General features: G+C 68.8%; 14 protein-coding genes and 2 pseudogenes. 1 reads left to right on the top strand and 15 read right to left on the bottom strand.

Translation table 11 applies throughout. The features are described from left to right. Positions 1 to 440: 440 nt before the first annotated feature. Complete coding sequence (locus DID98_RS33205) at positions 441 to 641, top strand: hypothetical protein (protein ID WP_044848408.1); 201 nt, start codon at positions 441 to 443, stop codon at positions 639 to 641. A gap of 83 nt (positions 642 to 724) precedes the next feature. Here DID98_RS33205 and DID98_RS33200 read toward each other — a convergent pair whose 3' ends face one another. The 15 genes and pseudogenes from DID98_RS33200 to DID98_RS33130 all read right to left on the bottom strand — a co-directional run bounded on the left by DID98_RS33200 (position 725) and on the right by DID98_RS33130 (position 16398). After that, a complete protein-coding gene (locus tag DID98_RS33200) occupies positions 725 to 1162 on the bottom strand; it encodes a nuclear transport factor 2 family protein (protein WP_124524376.1) in 438 nt (145 codons plus the stop codon). 91 nt (positions 1163 to 1253) lie between these two features. Further along, positions 1254 to 2233, bottom strand: a pseudogene (locus tag DID98_RS33195) (NADPH:quinone oxidoreductase family protein). Between the two features lie 140 nt (positions 2234 to 2373). Then, positions 2374 to 2571, bottom strand: a pseudogene (locus tag DID98_RS36450) (acyl-CoA dehydrogenase C-terminal domain-containing protein); the annotation flags it as partial. 186 nt (positions 2572 to 2757) lie between these two features. After that, positions 2758 to 3504: a winged helix-turn-helix domain-containing protein gene (locus DID98_RS33185; protein WP_124487619.1), complete on the bottom strand. Its 747-nt coding sequence runs from the start codon at positions 3502 to 3504 to the stop codon at positions 2758 to 2760. A gap of 117 nt (positions 3505 to 3621) precedes the next feature. Continuing rightward, a complete protein-coding gene (locus tag DID98_RS33180) occupies positions 3622 to 4359 on the bottom strand; it encodes a TenA family transcriptional regulator (protein WP_124572063.1) in 738 nt (245 codons plus the stop codon). Between the two features lie 20 nt (positions 4360 to 4379). Beyond that, a complete protein-coding gene (locus tag DID98_RS33175) occupies positions 4380 to 6779 on the bottom strand; it encodes a bifunctional diguanylate cyclase/phosphodiesterase (RefSeq protein ID WP_124572062.1) in 2400 nt (799 codons plus the stop codon). Positions 6780 to 6919: 140 nt separating this feature from the next. Continuing rightward, entirely contained in the window at positions 6920 to 7696 is a 777-nt protein-coding gene (locus DID98_RS33170) for a Crp/Fnr family transcriptional regulator (protein WP_124487617.1), read from the bottom strand. A 423-nt stretch (positions 7697 to 8119) separates the two neighbouring features. Continuing rightward, a complete protein-coding gene (locus DID98_RS33165) occupies positions 8120 to 9145 on the bottom strand; it encodes a lipase secretion chaperone (RefSeq protein WP_124572061.1) in 1026 nt (341 codons plus the stop codon). Between the two features lie 3 nt (positions 9146 to 9148). Continuing rightward, positions 9149 to 10303, bottom strand: coding sequence for a triacylglycerol lipase (locus DID98_RS33160; protein ID WP_260428130.1), 1155 nt, complete (start codon positions 10301 to 10303; stop codon positions 9149 to 9151). Next, positions 10296 to 10712 carry a DUF4345 domain-containing protein gene (locus tag DID98_RS33155; protein WP_124572060.1) on the bottom strand — a complete coding sequence of 139 codons (417 nt, stop codon included), beginning with the start codon at positions 10710 to 10712 and terminating at the stop codon, positions 10296 to 10298. Before DID98_RS33155 ends, DID98_RS33160 begins: the two co-directional genes overlap by 8 nt. Before the next feature lie 16 nt (positions 10713 to 10728). Continuing rightward, on the bottom strand, positions 10729 to 12066 hold the full coding sequence (locus DID98_RS33150) for a hypothetical protein (RefSeq protein ID WP_124572059.1): 1338 nt from the start codon (positions 12064 to 12066) through the stop codon (positions 10729 to 10731). Then, positions 12063 to 12842, bottom strand: a complete 780-nt coding sequence (locus DID98_RS33145; RefSeq protein ID WP_124524371.1) for an outer membrane lipoprotein-sorting protein — start codon at positions 12840 to 12842, stop codon at positions 12063 to 12065. The genes DID98_RS33150 and DID98_RS33145 overlap by 4 nt, the downstream gene beginning before the upstream one ends. 51 nt (positions 12843 to 12893) lie before the next feature. Next, complete coding sequence (locus DID98_RS33140) at positions 12894 to 14303, bottom strand: ABC transporter permease (RefSeq protein ID WP_124487612.1); 1410 nt, start codon at positions 14301 to 14303, stop codon at positions 12894 to 12896. Next, positions 14300 to 15016, bottom strand: a complete 717-nt coding sequence (locus tag DID98_RS33135; protein ID WP_124572058.1) for an ABC transporter ATP-binding protein — start codon at positions 15014 to 15016, stop codon at positions 14300 to 14302. Before DID98_RS33135 ends, DID98_RS33140 begins: the two co-directional genes overlap by 4 nt. Beyond that, complete coding sequence (locus DID98_RS33130) at positions 15013 to 16398, bottom strand: NAD(P)/FAD-dependent oxidoreductase (protein WP_124572057.1); 1386 nt, start codon at positions 16396 to 16398, stop codon at positions 15013 to 15015. The genes DID98_RS33135 and DID98_RS33130 overlap by 4 nt, the downstream gene beginning before the upstream one ends. Positions 16399 to 16415: the final 17 nt, after the last annotated feature.

The following is a 16415-nucleotide window of genomic DNA, read 5'->3' as shown; positions in this document are numbered from 1 at the left end:
GGTGTCTGCGGTCAGGCCTTTGGGCGTTGCGCGGTGAGGGTGGCGCTATGTGCGTTGTGCGTTGTGCGTTGTGCGTGGTGCGTGGTGCGTGGTGCGTGGTGCGTGGTGTGATGCGGTGCCGTGTCGTGCAACATCGATCGCGCGGAACGGTACTTGCTTCATCGGCAATTCACTGGCGCGAAGCGAGCCGCGCATCGCTGCGAGCCAAGTCGATCTTGGCTGCAACGCATCTTTCGCACTCCGGAAGCCCGTTCGCACACGCTTCACCGGATTCGTTGATCAACGGGCGACAGTGCGTCACGCGCATGCCGGCTTATCGTTCGACGCGATCGCGCGTATCGTCGACCCATGTTGTCCGATCCCGTCGACGTCATCGGCTTCGTTCGCCAACCGGCCGCTCTCGCTCATGTGAATGCGGCCGTCAAAACAGGAAATTGATCATGGAATTCGTACTGGACCACTCGCTCGACGAGGATACCGCCCGCGCGGTCGAACATGAAATCTGGCGCGTCGATCCCGACGCCAAGGTCGAGATCGATCGCGCGACGTCGCACGTGAAGGTCGAGTCGTGGCTGTTCCCCGAGGAATTCGTCGTCGCGTTCGAGGATGCGGGCTACAGCGTCAGGATCAAGACTCACTGACGCGCGCCCGGCCGGCGCCGCACGCGAGCGCGACCGTCGCGTTGCGCCGGCGACATTTTCCGCACCGGCCGGCGGCCCGCCGCTCACCCGCCGATCTTGAACCCCGGCAACTGCTGCCCGAGCCGCGCGCCCATTGCCGCGCCGAGCGCCTGCAGCGCATTGAACGGCCGGATCATCACCTCGAATTCGACGATCCGCCCGTCGACGTCGAAGCGGATCATGTCGATGCCCTTCAGCCGCTTGTCGCCGACCGTCGCACTGAACTCCAGCACGACGCTCGTGCCGTCGTCGTCGGCGAACGCGCGGTGGTATTCGAAGTTCTCGAGGATCGTGAGCACCGTGCGCAGCGCCAGCAGCAGCGCGGGCGCCGGTCCGTACGGCTTGAACGCCATCGGCGAGCGGAACACGGCGTCCGGATGGACGATCGTGTCGAGTTCGCTGAAATCCTTGCGCGCGAGCATCGCGTGCCACGTCGCGAGCGATGTCGCGACGGCGGGTTGCAGATTCGACAGGGGTTGCATGCTCAACGACTCCGGTAACGTCACACAAAAGAAACCCGCTCGAAGGCGGCGCCCGCTCGGGTCGCCGCCGCATGATGCCGCGCCGGCGTCGTCACGCGTCCGGCAGGATCACGACCTTGCCCTTCACCTGCCGGCTCGCCATGCGCGCGATTGCGTCGGCCGCGCCCGAGAGCGGCACGCGCTCGGTGATCGCGGGCCGCACCTTGCCGGCCGCGAACCATTGCGCGAGCTGGTGCATGTTCGCCGCATGCTGCGCGGGGTCGCGCCGCACCGCGTCGCCCCAGAACACGCCCAGGATGTCGCGCTCCTTGAGCAGCGCGAGGTTCAGCGCGATCTTCGGAATCTCGCCGGCCGCGAAGCCGACCACGAGGAACCGGCCGCGCCACGCGGTCGCGCGCAGCGCCGCCTCGCTGTACGCGCCGCCGACCGGATCGTAGACGACGTCCGCGCCGCGTCCGCCGGTCAGTTCGTCGACACGGCGCCGCAGGTCCTCGGTCGCATAGTCGATCGTGTCGTCGGCGCCGGCCGCGCGGCACAGCGCGAGCTTGTCCGTGCTCGACGCGGCCGCGATCACGCGTGCGCCCAGCGCCTTCGCGATCTCGATCGCGGCCAGCCCGACACCGCCGCCCGCGCCCAGCACCAGCAGCGTCTCGCCCTGCTGCAGGCGCGCGCGCTGCTGCAGCGCATGCAGCGACGTGCCGTAGGCCAGCACGAGCGCCGCGCCCTGCTCGAACGTCATCCCCGGCGGCAGCGCCGCGATCTGCTGCACGTCAGCCACGCAATGCTCCGCGAAACCGCCATGACCGGTGAACGCGACCACCTCGTCGCCGGGCCGCCAGGCGCTCACGCCGTCGCCGACCGCGTCGATCACGCCGGCGAATTCCGCCCCGGCGAGAACGGCAGCGCCGGCTTCACCTGATAGAGCCCCTGGACGATCAGCGCATCGGGGAAGTTGAGCGACGCCGCCTTCACGCGAATCCGCACCTGGCCGGCGGCCGGTTCGGGAACCGCGACGTCCTCGATGCGCAAGCGGTCGATCGGGCCGAATGCGGTACACAACAGGGCTTTCATGCTCTCCTCTCTCCTCGCGCGACGTCGTCGCGCAGCGATACGGCATCGATACGGCAGCGGGACGCGCCCGCGCGATCGGCGCGCAGCGCACGCGCATCGGCCCGCGCCGCGTCACCATCATTCGTGCTGCGCGGCGCTCTGAACCACGCGTCGCGCATCTCGAGCGTCGTCGTATCGGCGCTCGCCAGCAGGTCGAGCTGCGCATCCACCTTCGGCAGCTCCCGGCGAAAGAAGTAACGCGCGGCGGCACGCTTGCCGGCGTGGAAATCGCGATCGCACGCGTGCGCGGCGAGCGTCACGTCGAGCCACGGCCACGCGACGACCCGATGACCAAAGGCTCCGAAACCGGATGATCGGGTCGGCGACTGCCAATGTTGGCGGGAAATTTAGCACGGTCGTTCTAAACCGACAATGGCGGGTCGCCCCGATGGTGAACCGGGGCGATGGCGGCATGCGCAGGCGAAGGTTGGTCGATGCCGGCGCGCGACGCGCCGGGCGCGATGCCCGACGTGCCCGCGCCCCGCTCACGCGTGCGGCGGGGGGGCCGCGTCGTCTGCCAGCGTGCCGAGCGGCACGAAGATGTAGCCCTTGCCGCGCACCGTGCGGATGTAGCGATAGTCGCCGACCGCCTGCTCGATCAGGTTGCGCAGCCGGAAGATCAGCACGTCGAGCCCGCGCTCGGAGCGCCCGGCCACGGTCAGCCCCAGCAGCGCGAGGATCTCCGCGCGCGACAGGACGCGCAGCGGCTGCGAGATGAACAGTTCGAGCAGCGCGAATTCGCTCGCGCGCAGCCCGAGGTCGTCTCCCGCGCGGGTCGCGCGCCGCGTGACGAAATTCACCTCGATGTCGCCGAACGCATAGGTTTCGGCATTCCGCGGCCCGCGCGGCGACTCCGGCCGGTTCGGCGCGTAGCGGCGCATCGCGCTGCGCACGCGTGCGACCAGCTCCATCGGCTCGAACGGCTCCACGACATAGTCGTCCGCGCCGATCTCGAGCGCGACGACCTTGTCGACCACCTGCGCGTCGCGGCTGATCACGATCACCGGCATGTCGTAACCGGCCCGCCGCAGTGCGCCGAGCGCCATGTAGAACGTCGTGGCTGGCCGTTCGACCCGCAACACGATCAGGGTGGGCGGTGCCGCGCTCACGTGCGCGAGCAGCATCGACACATCGTCGAGCGCCGACGTATCGATCTGGCAGCCGCGCAGGAGCACGCGGATCCTGTCGCGCATGCGCGGATCGGGCTCTACGACGAGAACTTGGGTGGCCATGGAAAATCGTCCAGCACGACGGCCTGCACGGCGCATCGCGACGTCACGCCGGCCCGCCTTCCGGCCGGAACGGCCGGGTGCGGCCCGCACGAACCTGCGCGCGCACGACGCCGGCGACTACACATGCATGCAGCAATCGAGACTCGTCAGGAAATAGCTCAGGCTCTTGCGGATCGACGTCTCGACGTCCCGCACGTCGCGCGCCGCGGGCGACTGGCCGAGCAGCGTCGCGACGATGTCGAGCGCCTCCCACGGATGCCGGTCGTCGTAGTCGGCGTGCAGCTTGAGCCAGCGCATCGCGCGATGCCGCACGGCCGGATCGAACTGCCGTTCGTACGGCGATGCGCACAGCAGCGCGCTCCACTCGCCCGTCACGCCCTCGATCGCATAGTTGGTCGCGGCGATGCTCGGCGCGAGCGCGTCGGTACTGCCGCTCTTCCAGCACCAATGGCTCAGCGAGAATCCGGCCAGCGGCGCGTCGCCGCTCAGCAGCATGTCGATCGTCACGCCCGATTCCGCCGCCCAGTTGGCCCAGTGATCGACGTGGTTCTGCTCGACGCGGATATTGCGGATCAGATAGCGCCGCGCCTTCTCGTCGCCGCGCGACCGATAGGCGGCGGTCTTCACCAGGTTCATCGCCATGTATTCCGGAAACTGGCTGACCACCGCCCAGCCGGTCACGAAGAATGCGCGCAGTTGCGACGCGCGCAGCGTCCCGCCGCTCATCGCCGCGAACACCGGATGCGCACGGACGCGCGCCTTCAGTTCGTCGGTCGCGCCGACCACGTCGCGCAGCCAGGCCGGATAGCTCGCCAGGTCCATCAGGTCGCCGGTCAGTTCAAATGGAGCACTCATGCGTTCGTTCCTCGCTTGGTTCAATGGAATCCCCCTTCCTGCCAGGGCGCGGGGCGGCTGAAGTAATAGCCCTGGCAATAGTCGACGCCCAGCGCGCGAAGCATCTCGGCCGTCGCCGTATCCTCGACGTGCTCGGCGACGGTGCGGTACTGCATCACGTGCGCGATGTCGTTGATCGCGGACGCGATGCCGCGCTTGATGCTGTCGGACGTCATGGTCGACACGAGGCCGCCGTCGATCTTCAGGTAGTCGATCGGCAACTGGCGCAGATACGAAAACGACGACATGCCGGCGCCGAAGTCGTCGAGCGCGAAGCGGCAGCCGAGGTCGCGCAGCTCGCACATGAAGCGCGACGCGACCTCCAGGTTGCGCACGGCGCTCGTCTCCGTGATCTCGAAACACAGCAGCGACGGGTCGAGCCCCGACGCCGACAGTTCGGCGATCACGAACTCCACGAAGCGCTCGTCGGTGATCGACATCGCCGACAGGTTCACGTTGTATTCGACGTAGCGGCGCTGTTCGAGCCGCGCGAGGCGCCGGATCACGGTGCGTACGACCCAGCGGTCGATCATCGTCATGTGGCCGTAGCGCTCGGCGGCCGGCAGGAACACCGGCGAGATCAGCTTGCCGTCGGCGTCCGGAATGCGCAGCAGGATCTCCGCGCGCTCCCGCGCGCCGAGCGCGGGCTGGATCGGCACGATCGGTTGCGCATACAACTGGAATGAATTCGTCTCGAGCGCCGTCTTCACGCGCCGGCTCCACTGCGTGTGATACGCCTGGCGGCTCGAATGCATGTCGCGCGAATCCGCGACATGCACGCGGTTGCGGCCGCGATCCTTCGCGACGTAGCACGCGACGTCGGCCATCTGCATCGCCTTCTCGACGCTCTCGGGCCGGCACGCGAGATCCAGCACGCCGATGCTCACGCTGAGCTTGAACGGCTCGCCTTCCCACAGGAACGTGAAGTCCTCGAGACTCGCGCGCAGGCGTTCCGCCTTGCCGCCGTCCGGCGCGCCGTCGCTGCCGGCCGGCAGCAGGATGCCGAATTCGTCGCCGCCCAGCCGGCCGAACACGTCGTCGTGGCCGAGACTACGCGCGAACACCGCGGTCGCGTCGCGCAGCAGCGCGTCGCCGGCCGCGTGGCCGCACACGTCGTTGACTTCCTTGAAGCCGTCGAGGTCGAGCACCAGCAGCATCCCGCCGCCGCGCTGCGCCAGTGCGTCGCCCAGGCGTCGCTCGAACGCCGTGCGATTGATGAGGCCGGTCAGCGCATCGTGCGACGCCTGCCAGGTCAGCTTCTCGATCAACTGGTGTTCGCGCGTCATGTCGCGCAGGATCAGCACGTAGCCGACGCAGCGGCCCGCGGCGTTGTCCATCTTCGACAGCGACGCGCGCACCGACACCGCCGAGCCGCACACGCGGATCAGGTCGAGATCGCGGGTGAACGTCGGGTCGCTGCGGTTGCCGAGCGACGCGAGCAGCTTGATCGACATGCCCGTCGACGTGTCGATCAGGTCCAGCACGTCGTTGATCGGCTTGCCGACACACTGCCGCGACGACGTGCCGAGCAGCTGCTCGGCCGCCGGATTGACGGTCTCGATACCGCGCGTGAGGCCGATCGTGACGATCGCATCGGCGACCGAGCGCAGCGCGGCTGCCGCGAATGCCTGGCTCCGGTCCAGCTCGGTCTGCATCGACACCTGCTGGCGTTGCGCGCGGCTCGCCCACCGCACCGACAGCAGGATGATCAGCAGCGAGGCCACGATGTACGACAGGAACAGCTGGATGACGGCCGAGCGGAATTCGGCGCTCAGTTCGTCGGAAAAGCGCTTCGGCAGCGGTTCGATGTGCGCGTTGAGATCCCAGATCGCGTGGTTCAGGCTGCTCGTGCGCCGGACGTCGTCCGCATGCACCGACGCGTGCAGCGCGTTGGCGATCCTGCGCAGGTCGACCAGTTGCCGGTCCGCGTCCTCCCAGTATTGCAACGCGGCGTTCAGGCGTGCGAAGCTGCTCAGGATCGGGTAGAACCACACCACCGCCGCCGCATCGACCGGATTGATGCCCGCCTCGATCAGCGCCTGGCGCGCCACGCCGTGGTCCGGCGGCGTACTGGTCATCGCGCGGCGCGCGGCGCCGAGGAAGGTGAGGGTCCGGTCGACCGCCAGGTATTCGTCGAACAGCTTTTCGTCGCCGGTCTGCCCGTAGCGGCTCAGCAGCAGGATCTCGTCCTTCTGCGCCTTCGACCAGCTGCTTTCGCCGCCGACGTACACGCGCAACGACATGATCACGATCAGGCTGACGGCGACGAACCCGGCCAGCGCGACGACCACGACGACGATCGGCAGGATGCCGAGCGCCGGACTCCATGGCCACACGTGGAACGAGCTGCGCTGACTCTGGAGCTTCGAAATGTTTTCCATACGTGAATGACTGTTTTTCTGATTCTTGTCGATGCCGCCTGCCCGACGCGTCGCCGCACCGCCTGCGCCAGGCACCTCCCCGTTCCCTTTGCGCGCCGCGCCGCCGTGCATGCCATCGCGCCACGACGCGGTGCCGGCGACTATGTCGTCCGGACGCGGCGCGACAACTCGGCGCCGGCATCCGTACCGGCATCGGTCGCGAGAATGCGGCGTGTTTCGTCGCGCACGACCCGATGGCAATCGCAGCCCTGCCGTTCGAGACCGGCGAGATCCGTGAGCACGATGGCACCGCGATGCTGATGGATCAGGCCGAGCTCGTGAAGCTGCCGCGTGGCATCGGTGACGGTCTCGCGGCGCACACCCAGCATCTGCCCCAGCATGCCGTGCGTGACCGGGATTTCGATGCTGCGTGCGCGCTCGTAGGCGATCAGCAGCCAGCGGCCCAGTTGCTGCCGCATCACGTGATGACGGCTGCAGAACATGACCTGCGACGCCTGGGACAACGCCAGCTGCATCCGCACGAAGACCTGCCGCCGGATCGCCGCCGACACGTCGCACGCGTCCGCGAAGCGGCGCGCATACAGCCGGTACGCGAACCCGCCGCGGTAGACGACGACGCGGCGCTGCATCGCGCTGCCGATGACGTCGTCGCACACGATGCCTTCGCGGCCGATTTCCGTCACGCCGAGTGTCGTCTTGCCGCCCGCCGTGTATTGCAGGGAAATGCCCGCCGTCACCGGAAAATAGACGGCCTCCAGATTCTCGCCGGCATCGCACAGCACCTGGCCGGTCTCGAGATTCGAAAGCATCAGATGAGGCGCCAATTCGGAACGGTTAATTCCGTCGAGCGCTGACAGGAAATGATTGGCACCAAGTGCATGCGGCAACTCGATGACGTTGTTGGCCTGATGTATCACGGCGCACCTCGTACGTTGTATCCCTGCCCCTCGGCCACCGGACCTTCCTGCTGTTTTCACCGCACCGGTTTAACGGTTTCTCCGCCTTTTCAGCGCGGTGACATTGAGCAAAAAGGTATCACGCAGCCCAACCGTACGCGACACTCCGCTTTTGTTACATGAAGTAATTTGACAGTTCGGCTCGCCATCCGAAGATACTTGCATTGTCAATAAAAAATTGGCGATTTAAATCCCACCCATATAAAACGGATTGCGCAATGAATCATTGAAAACGGCTCATGAATGTCAATGCGCGGTAATGCGATTTACACTGGAAATTAAAATCATTCCCGAATCGAAAAGAATGCGGAAAGTGTGGGTTATCCCACACTTCTCCCTCGTCAGGTGTGAGCGCCGTGACGGCGTGCACGTCCGAGACGGGTGCTAGTGCGCCGATGCCGTGGCCCGGCCCGCGTCGAGCGATGCGGCCCGCAATGCGTCCGCCGGATCCGGGAAGTCGCGTTGCCGCAATTGCGCGAGCCGCGCATCGCGCGCGTCGGGCGCAAGCGGCTGCGCGTCGAGCCGGTCGCGTTCGGCCGCGTAATCGCGATAGCGTGCCCGCCACGCATCGTCGCCCTGCTGCATCCGCTCGACGCGCGCGGCGACTTCGGCGCCGAGCTGCGCACGCAGCGCATCGGGCGTCGCGCGCTGGCCGTCGAGCCGCGCGAGCGTTGCAAGCGCATCGCGTTGGCGCGCCGCGCGCTCGCGTGCGTCGCGCTCGTCCGGCGGCAACGCCTGATCGAGTGCGGCGAGGCGTGCGCGCTTCTGCGCGTCGTCGAGCGTCGGATCGCGCGCGATCCTGATCCGGTCGAGATCGCCGCGCTGCCGCCGCAATTCCGCGTCGAAGAACGGCGCGCTCCAGTCGCCGAGCCAGCGGCGCGCGAGCGCCGCACGCCGCTCGAGTTCGCCTGCGATGCCGTCCGGATCGAGACCGGCGCCTGCCGGCAGCGCGCCCGGCAGCGTGTCGAACGCGGCGATGCACGCGCGATAGCGCGGCCACAGATCGAGCGCATCGCGGCGGGCCGGCTCGCCGATCGGCTGCGATGCGATTTCGTGCGCGACCAGCGCATCGAGCGCCGCAGGCGTCAGGTCATGCTGCGCAAGCAAAAAGTAATCGAAGAATTCCCGCACCGCATGCGCGTGCGCGAGGCGCCCGCCGGGCCCGACCGGCAGGCGCGGCGCACGCGCGCCCGCGAGCGATGCCGGCAGCGTGACATCCGACACGGCAAGCACCGGCCGCGGCACCGCCGCACCGCTCGGCGCGGCGTGGCCGGGCGGCGCGGTATCCGTGGCGGCCACGGCAGCCGTCGACGCAGCCTGACGACCGAACGCGTGCCAAACGGCGGCCGCGGCGATCGCCCCGGTCGCACCGTACAACACCGCGCGGGACAGCGTGGTCCGGACCTCCATCGCTCAGACGCCCTGCTGCTTCAGCCGGTTTGCCTGCACGCGCAGCGCGGCGACCGGGTCTTCCGCATAGGCGCCGCGAACGCCGAGCAGCTGGTTGATCGCGTCGAAGTGATTCCAGCGATAGCGCGTCGAAATCACCGTGCCGAACCGCGCACTGCAGGTCGACGTGAAACCGTCGTTCGGGCCGGCGCCGGCCAGCGCCATGACGTTGCCGGCCGTCAGGAACACGAGCGTCGAAGGATCCAGCACGTTCGCCGGATCGATGACCGGAATCACGCTGGTGTCGACCGCGCCGGTCACGATGCCGAGCAGCGATACCGGCTGATACGCGGCCCCGCTCCACGAGTACAGCAGATGCACGTTGCCGCCGATCGTCTCGACCGGTGCGCCGGTGCCGCACGCGCCGGCGCCCAGCCCCGGGCTCGGGAACAGCTGGTTGAACTGCGCGGCATGGGGCGTGCTCAGCGCGTTGAGCGCCGCGATCGCATCCTGGTTCGTGTTGTGCGTGTCGCTGGTGAGGATCCCGAACAGGTTCAGCAGCGCACCGAATATCGGCGTCGACAGGCCGGTCGGGTCGAGCTTCAGCGCGCCCAGCAAGAAATCGGCGAACTGCGAGCCGCGGTGCGGCGTCGCGATCGTCGTGACCGACGCGACGAGCGCGGGCGCGACCGACGCCACGTAGCGCGACGTCAGCCCGCCCTGGCTGTGACCGATCAGGTTCACCCTGGCCGCGCCCGTGACCGCGAGCACCTGCTTGACGTAGGCCAGCAACTGTTCGCCGCGCCCGTTCGGGCCGAGGTCGCCCTGGAAGCCGGACAGGTCGGCGACGTAGACGGTCGCGCCATGCCGCTGAAGATCGGCCTGGATGCCGTACCAGTACGGCAGGACGCCGAAATAGTCGTCGGTCCCGGTCAACCCGTGCACGAGGACGATCGGATAGCGGGTCGCCGCGTAGTCGTCGACGGCCGTCTGCGCGCCGGCCTGTGCCGGGCCCAGCAGGACCCACGCGAGCAGCGCGATACGGGCGATGAGCCGTGCGTACCCGAGCGATACGCGTCGCGCCGCCACGGCGTGCAGGAACGCTGCCGCGATGCCCCGCACGGCCGCATCGGCGCGACGACGCGGCGCGATGCGCTGGTCGATGTCGAAGTCATGCATTCGCGTGCTCCCATGCGGCATGCGCGGCCATGCGCCGCTGCCATGCGATGAACAGCGGCGCGCCGACGACTTCGAGCGCCGTGAAGCCGACGAACGGCGGCCACGGCAGCCCGAGCGCCGCGAGCGAAATCAGCCGCCCGATACCGCCGAGAAAGATCATCATCCACAGCGTCGCGAACAGCCGCCCCTGATGCTCGATGCGCGGGATCACCGAAAACGCCGCGAGCCCGAGCCCGAGCCAGACGCCCGCATGGAAACGCAGGTTGCCGTCCAGCGTCGCGTCGGCCGGCAGCGCGATGCCGAGCGACGCGTACAGCGGATCGTGGATGCCCATCATGCCGAGCACCCCGGTGATCGTCGGAACCAGCGCAAGCACGGCGGTCGCCGCCTGAAGCGCGCGTTTGCTCATTCGAATTCTCCTTGCGTCATCGATAAAAAATGCCCAGCACCTGAACGCTCGTCGACTCCGGCATCGCGCCGAAGCGGCTCCACGTCGGCCCACCCTGATGCAGCCATTGCAGCGCGACGTCGAAGCGATCGAAACGCCGCCGCAACTCGAGCCAGTATTGCCGGCCGCCGCCGAGATCGGCCTGCACGAAGCCCGACAGGTCGAGGCGACGCACGCCGACATTTCGCCACGCCGCCATCACGAACACGCCGTGACGGGTTTGCAGTTCCTGCGCGGCAATCGAGGTCTGCACCGCACGGCCCCATGCGAGCGGGTTCGCGCGCTGCAACGACCGCCATTGCGCCGCGTTTGCGCCACCGCCGTTGCTCTGGAATTCGGCGGTCAGCGACAGGTCGACCGGCAGCGTCCACGTCGCGCCCACCGATGAACTGGTGCGAAACGCACGATCGTCGGCCGCGCCGGTGGCACGCGCGATCAGCGAGCGCCGGTAGCCGCCCGTCCATTCGAGGTACGCGACCACCGAGTTGCCGAGCAGCACGCTCAGATTCTGGCCGAACTGCGGCGCCTGCCCGCTTTCGCCGTAGACGATCCATTGCGGCTGGATCGCCGCGGTGAGCCGCTGGCTCGCGACGAGCATCCAGCGGTCGACGCCGTTGGTGCGCTGCAGGTCGGACGACGCGGCCGGATCGCCCGGCAGGCTGCGGCGCTCGAGCCGCGGCGACAGCAGCGCCGCGAGCGAGCCCGAGTCCCACACCCGTTGTGCGCGCAGCCCGACCGTGCCGAGCCGGTTCGTGTGCCGGCTGTCCGGATCGGGCGGCACGTCGAGACTCACCGCCCCGGCCCGGAAGAAGTCGGTCGGGTTGTAGCCGATCGCCGCGCCGAGCCGCTCGTTCACGCGCCCCGCGTCGACGACGAACGCGGGCGACGCGCGCCAGCTCGCATACGCTTCCTTCACGAGCGTCACGTCGCGCGACGACGTGCGCGACGTGACGAGCGGATCGAAACGGTCGAAGCGCATCGAGAAATGCGCGGCGAACGACGGCGTCAGCCACTGGCCGTATTCGAACTCGATCGACAGCTGGTTGCGGCCGGCCTCGCCGCCGTCGCGATAGCGGCTCGCGCGCAGCGCGTCCTGCACGTTCAGCTTCCACGGCTTCGCGGTGTCGGCGGGCGTCGCGGCCGGCTGGTCGGCCAGCGCGAGCGCCGCGGCATCGGCCGCGTCGACGCCGGCCGTGCCATCCGCCACACCCGCTCCACCCGCTCCACCCGCCCCACCCGCATCCGCTGCACGCACGAGCGCAGGCAGCAGCACGAACGCGAGCGCCGCGATCCGGCCTCGGCGCCGCGCCGTCATTGCGCCTGGAAGCGGGACAGGTAATCGCGCTGCAGCCATGCATCGGGAATGTCGCGCCACGCGTAGTCGGAGAAACGCATGACCGTGACCCAGTTGCTGTCGAGCCCGTCGACGATGACGGTCTCGGTCGGCCGCTCGACGCCCAGTTGCATCGTGTAGCGGCGATAGAACGCGGTCTTCAGCAGCCGGTCGCTTTCCGAATAGAAGCGTGCCTTCAGCGGCCGGTTGTTCGCCGCGTCGATCCAGATCTCGATGCGGCGGTACGTGAGCCCGTCGCCGTGGCCGGCGAGCGCGAGCCGGTACGCGCGACGGGTCTGCCGGTCGCCGTCGACGATGTCCTCGACGCCCTTCAGCGCGGCCGAATAGTCGTGCGCGAGATTGACCGTCACGACGTCGCCGTTGGCGGCCTGGCCGAGCAGCCGCTGGTCCGGCGAGATCCGCACGCTGGCCTGGTTCGCCGGATCGTAGAACCACAGGTCGTTGCCGTTCTTCAGCATCAGCTTGCCCGTGTCGCGCGCCGGCGCGACGAAGCGCACCAGCGTGCGGAACGCACCGCCGGGCGCGTCGGGCTTCGAATGGATCGACAGCGTATTGCCGTCGACCTGCTTGCCGGACCGGTACTCGACGAGCGTCGCGGTCAGCACGAACGATTTCTCCGGCGTGCGGATCGCGTCGCTCGCGGCGAGCACCTTCTGCGGATCGGGCGCCGGCTGCGCACGCGCGACGCCGGCCAGGAACGAAAGACTCAGACAGCATGAAACGAACAGGCGACGCACGGGCGCTCTCCCGAAAGTGAAGTGAACGAAAAACGCGGCAATCGGGCGACCTCACACGTGCCGCAGCGCATCGACGATCGACAGCCGCGCCGCATGCCGCGACGGCAGCCACGCGGACAGCCCGGCCACGCACGCGAGCCCGGCGAACGTGACGGCGATGGTTCGCCACTCGCCCCACACGCGCACCGTCAGCGCGACGGCGTCGATCCGCGCGGGCGGCGTCCAGGCCAGCCCGCTGCGATTGACGATCGCGGCAATGGCGAGCGCGACCAGCACGCCGAGCGACGCGCCGGCCACGCCGAGCAGCGCGCCCTCGCAGACGAACAGCGCCTGGATGCCGCCGCGCCGCATGCCCATCGCGCGCAGCGTGCCGATCTCGACGGTGCGCTCGATGATCGCGGTGCTCATCGTGTTGCTGATCACGAACAGCACGATCGCGCTGATCAGCACGAACACGAAACCGAAGATCACCGAGAACATCCGGTTGGTCTGGTCGTAGAACGGGTTCAGCGTCGCGAAATCGACGACGTCGAGCGCCTGCCCGTCGAAGCCGCCGTGCAGCAGCTGTTCGATGCGCGCGCGCGCCGCCGGCAGGTCGGCCGTGCGCGCGAGCTGGATCTCGATCGCGGTCGCGCGCGGCGCGGCGCCGCCGTAGACGAGCCGCTGCGCCTGCGGCAGTTGCACCGCGAGATACACGTCGTCGAGTTCCTTCACGCCCTGCTGGTCCGCCTTCACGACCGAGAAGCGGCCGACGTTCGGCGCGCCGCCCGCGCTCGCGGTCAGCACTTCGACATGGGGCGCGCCGTCGGCGGCCGGCCGCGTTCCGGCCTCGGCCTGTGCGAGCGCGAGCACGTCGGGCGGCGCGGTCGCGGCCGGGCCGTCGGCAGGCGGCTCGGCCGGGGCCGGCGGCGCATCGCGGCAATCCGGCACGCGCAGCGGGCCGCACAGGTGCAGCACGCGCGCGACGCCGAGGCCGACGATCGCCGCGTCGCCGGCGCTGCCGCGCAACGCGAATGTGCGCGGCTGCAGCGGGAACCCGTAGGCGTTCCATTGCTGCATCCGGTACTGGTCGTCCGCAATTGCGCCGAAGCCCATCACGGTGCGCGACACGCCGGCCGCGAAATTGCCGGCGATCCCGCCGAACTGCAGCGTCGGCGTGACGACCTGCAGCAGCGGCGCGAGCTGCGGGTCGTGCCGCAATCGTTCGATCAGCGCCGGGTAGCCGCGAATCCCGTACGCGGCCGGGTCGCCCGTGCCGTACAGGAAATAGCCCTGCCGCTGGATCTGCAGGTGGCCGCTGCGCTGCACGAAGTCGGTCTGCAGGCCGAGCGTGATGTCGCGGCTGAAGCCGCCGAACAACAGGATCGCGCTGACGCCGACGATCATCGCGAGCAGCGTGGTGAGCGAGCGCCGGCGGTTGCGCTGCAGGTTGCGCAGCGCGAGCATCAGCGTATGGGTCATCGGTACACCTCCTGCGTCGCCGTGTCGTCGCCGGCCCGTTCGTGGCCGACGATGCGGCCGTCGAGAATCCGGATCACGGCGTCGGCCACCTTCACCACCTCCGGATCGTGCGACGACACGATGAACGACACGTCGCGCTCGCGCTGGATCGCGCGCATCAACGCGATGATCGCGTGCCCGGTCGCGCTGTCGAGGTTCGCGGTGGGTTCGTCCGCGAGGATCATCGCGGGCTCGGCCGCGAGCGCACGCGCGATCGCGACGCGCTGGCGCTGCCCGCCCGACAGCTGGCTCGGCCGGTGCCGCGCCTTGTCGGCCAGGCCGACCGCGTCGAGCAGGTCGCGCACCCGCGCCGCGCGCCGCGCGGGTGACCAGCCCGCCATCAGCAGCGGATACTCGACGTTCTCGTACGCGGACAGCACCGGCAGCAGGTTGAAGGTCTGGAACACGTGGCCGACATGGCGCGCGCGAAAATCCGACAGCGCATCGTCCGACAGCGACGCCGTGTCGTGACCGGCGATCGTCACGCGCCCGCTGTCGGGGCGGTCGATGCAGCCGATCAGGTTCAGCAGCGTCGTCTTGCCGCTGCCCGACGGGCCGCTCAGCACGGTGAAGCGGCCCGCGTCGAGCGTCGCCGACACGTCGGCGAGCCCGGTCACGCGCACGCTGTCGAGCAGGTAGGTCTTCGACAGGTGTTCGACATGCACGAGGCTCACGACGCACCTCCCGCGCGCACCGCGTGCGCCGGCGCCACCTTCGATGCATCCGCGCCCGCGCCGCCGGGCAAGGCGGGCAACCCGCGTATCAGCCGCCGCAGCTGCAGCCGATACGCGAAATGCTCGACCTCGATCACGTGCCGCGGCGTGCGATGGAACGCGATGCCGCCGCTCCAGTCCGAGCGGCCGCGCCGGATCAGCCGGTCGATGCGCGCGGCCTTGCGCGGCGCCGCGTCGCGCGCATGCAGATAGCGGGCGAGCAGTTGCGCCTGGTAGTCCATCAACGGCCAGTTGCCGGTCGAGGTCTGGAACAGCCCGATGAAGAACAGGTCGCGATGCTGCGCGTCGAACAGGTTCAGGTACAGCGACGGCTGCTGCTTGCGCCATTGCAGGTGCGCCTGTTCGATGAACGGGAAGCTCGGCTGGTAGCCGGTCGCGTACACGATCACGTCGATCGCCTCCTCGCTGCCGTCGACGAACACGACGCGATCGCCCTTCAGTTCGCGCACGTCCGGCCGCGCGGCGAGGTCGCCATGGCCGAGGTGATAGAACAGCGTCGAATTGATGATGAAATGCGATTCGAACAGCTTGTGGTCCGGCTTGCGCAGCCCGTAGTGTTCGGGTTGCCCGGCCGTCGTCAGGCGCAGCAGCCGCTCGCCGAAAAAGCGCCGCGCCCACAGCGGCATGCGCAGCCGCAGCGGCCATTCCGCCCACTCGTCCGCCGGCATTCCGAACAGGAATTTCGGCCAGTAGTAGTACCCGCGGCGCGTGCTGTGGAAGACCGCGCGCGCACGATGCGAAGCCTCGACCGCGATGTCGCAGCCGGAATTGCCGGCGCCGACCACGAGCACGCGCTTGCCGTCGAAGATCTCCGGCGTGCGGTACTGCGACGAATGCAGCTGCAGCCCGTCGAACCGCCCCGGATAGTCGGGCAGTTGCGGATGCGACAGGTGGCCGTTGCAGACGATCACGCCGCGATAGGTCCGCACCTCGCCGCGATCCAGTTCCACGCGCCACTGCGTGCCGCCCTGCACCGGTGCGATCTCGAGCACCGAGCGGCCGAACTCGATCCGGTCGTACACGCCGAAGCGCCGCGCGTACGCGCGCAGATACGCGAGTGCCTGGTCGCCGCGTGCATAGGTCGGATAGTCGTCGGGAATCGGAAAGTCGGTGTACTCGGAAAACCGCTTCGAGCTGATCATGTGGATCGAGCGATACACCGCGCCGCTCGGGCGGCCGTAGTACCAGTTGCCGCCGACGTCGTCCTCGCGCTCGATCACGTCGAAGCCGATGCCGGCCGCGAGCAGGTTCTTCGCGGCGGTGATGCCCGCCGCGCCCGCGCCGATGATGCAGTACCGCGCGCCGTCGTTGCGCTCCGTCATGGTGAACCTCCTCTTCC

The organism is Burkholderia sp. Bp8984, from assembly GCF_003853755.1.
GTDB lineage: Bacteria > Pseudomonadota > Gammaproteobacteria > Burkholderiales > Burkholderiaceae > Burkholderia.
This window is presented reverse-complemented; position numbering and strand designations above follow the sequence as displayed.

Bases quoted from the DNA above. Each gene is read 5' to 3' on its own strand.
- DID98_RS33175 (WP_124572062.1), bottom strand. From the start codon at position 6,779: ATGGAAAACATTTCGAAGCTCCAGAGTCAGCGCAGCTCGTTCCACGTG.
- DID98_RS33155 (WP_124572060.1), bottom strand. From the start codon at position 10,712: ATGAGCAAACGCGCGCTTCAGGCGGCGACCGCCGTGCTTGCGCTGGTT.
- DID98_RS33140 (WP_124487612.1), bottom strand. From the start codon at position 14,303: ATGACCCATACGCTGATGCTCGCGCTGCGCAACCTGCAGCGCAACCGC.
- DID98_RS33150 (WP_124572059.1), bottom strand. From the start codon at position 12,066: ATGACGGCGCGGCGCCGAGGCCGGATCGCGGCGCTCGCGTTCGTGCTG.
- DID98_RS33130 (WP_124572057.1), bottom strand. From the start codon at position 16,398: ATGACGGAGCGCAACGACGGCGCGCGGTACTGCATCATCGGCGCGGGC.
- DID98_RS33180 (WP_124572063.1), bottom strand. From the start codon at position 4,359: ATGAGTGCTCCATTTGAACTGACCGGCGACCTGATGGACCTGGCGAGC.
- DID98_RS33185 (WP_124487619.1), bottom strand. From the start codon at position 3,504: ATGGCCACCCAAGTTCTCGTCGTAGAGCCCGATCCGCGCATGCGCGAC.
- DID98_RS33165 (WP_124572061.1), bottom strand. From the start codon at position 9,145: ATGGAGGTCCGGACCACGCTGTCCCGCGCGGTGTTGTACGGTGCGACC.
- DID98_RS33160 (WP_260428130.1), bottom strand. From the start codon at position 10,303: ATGCATGACTTCGACATCGACCAGCGCATCGCGCCGCGTCGTCGCGCC.
- DID98_RS33205 (WP_044848408.1), top strand. From the start codon at position 441: ATGGAATTCGTACTGGACCACTCGCTCGACGAGGATACCGCCCGCGCG.
- DID98_RS33200 (WP_124524376.1), bottom strand. From the start codon at position 1,162: ATGCAACCCCTGTCGAATCTGCAACCCGCCGTCGCGACATCGCTCGCG.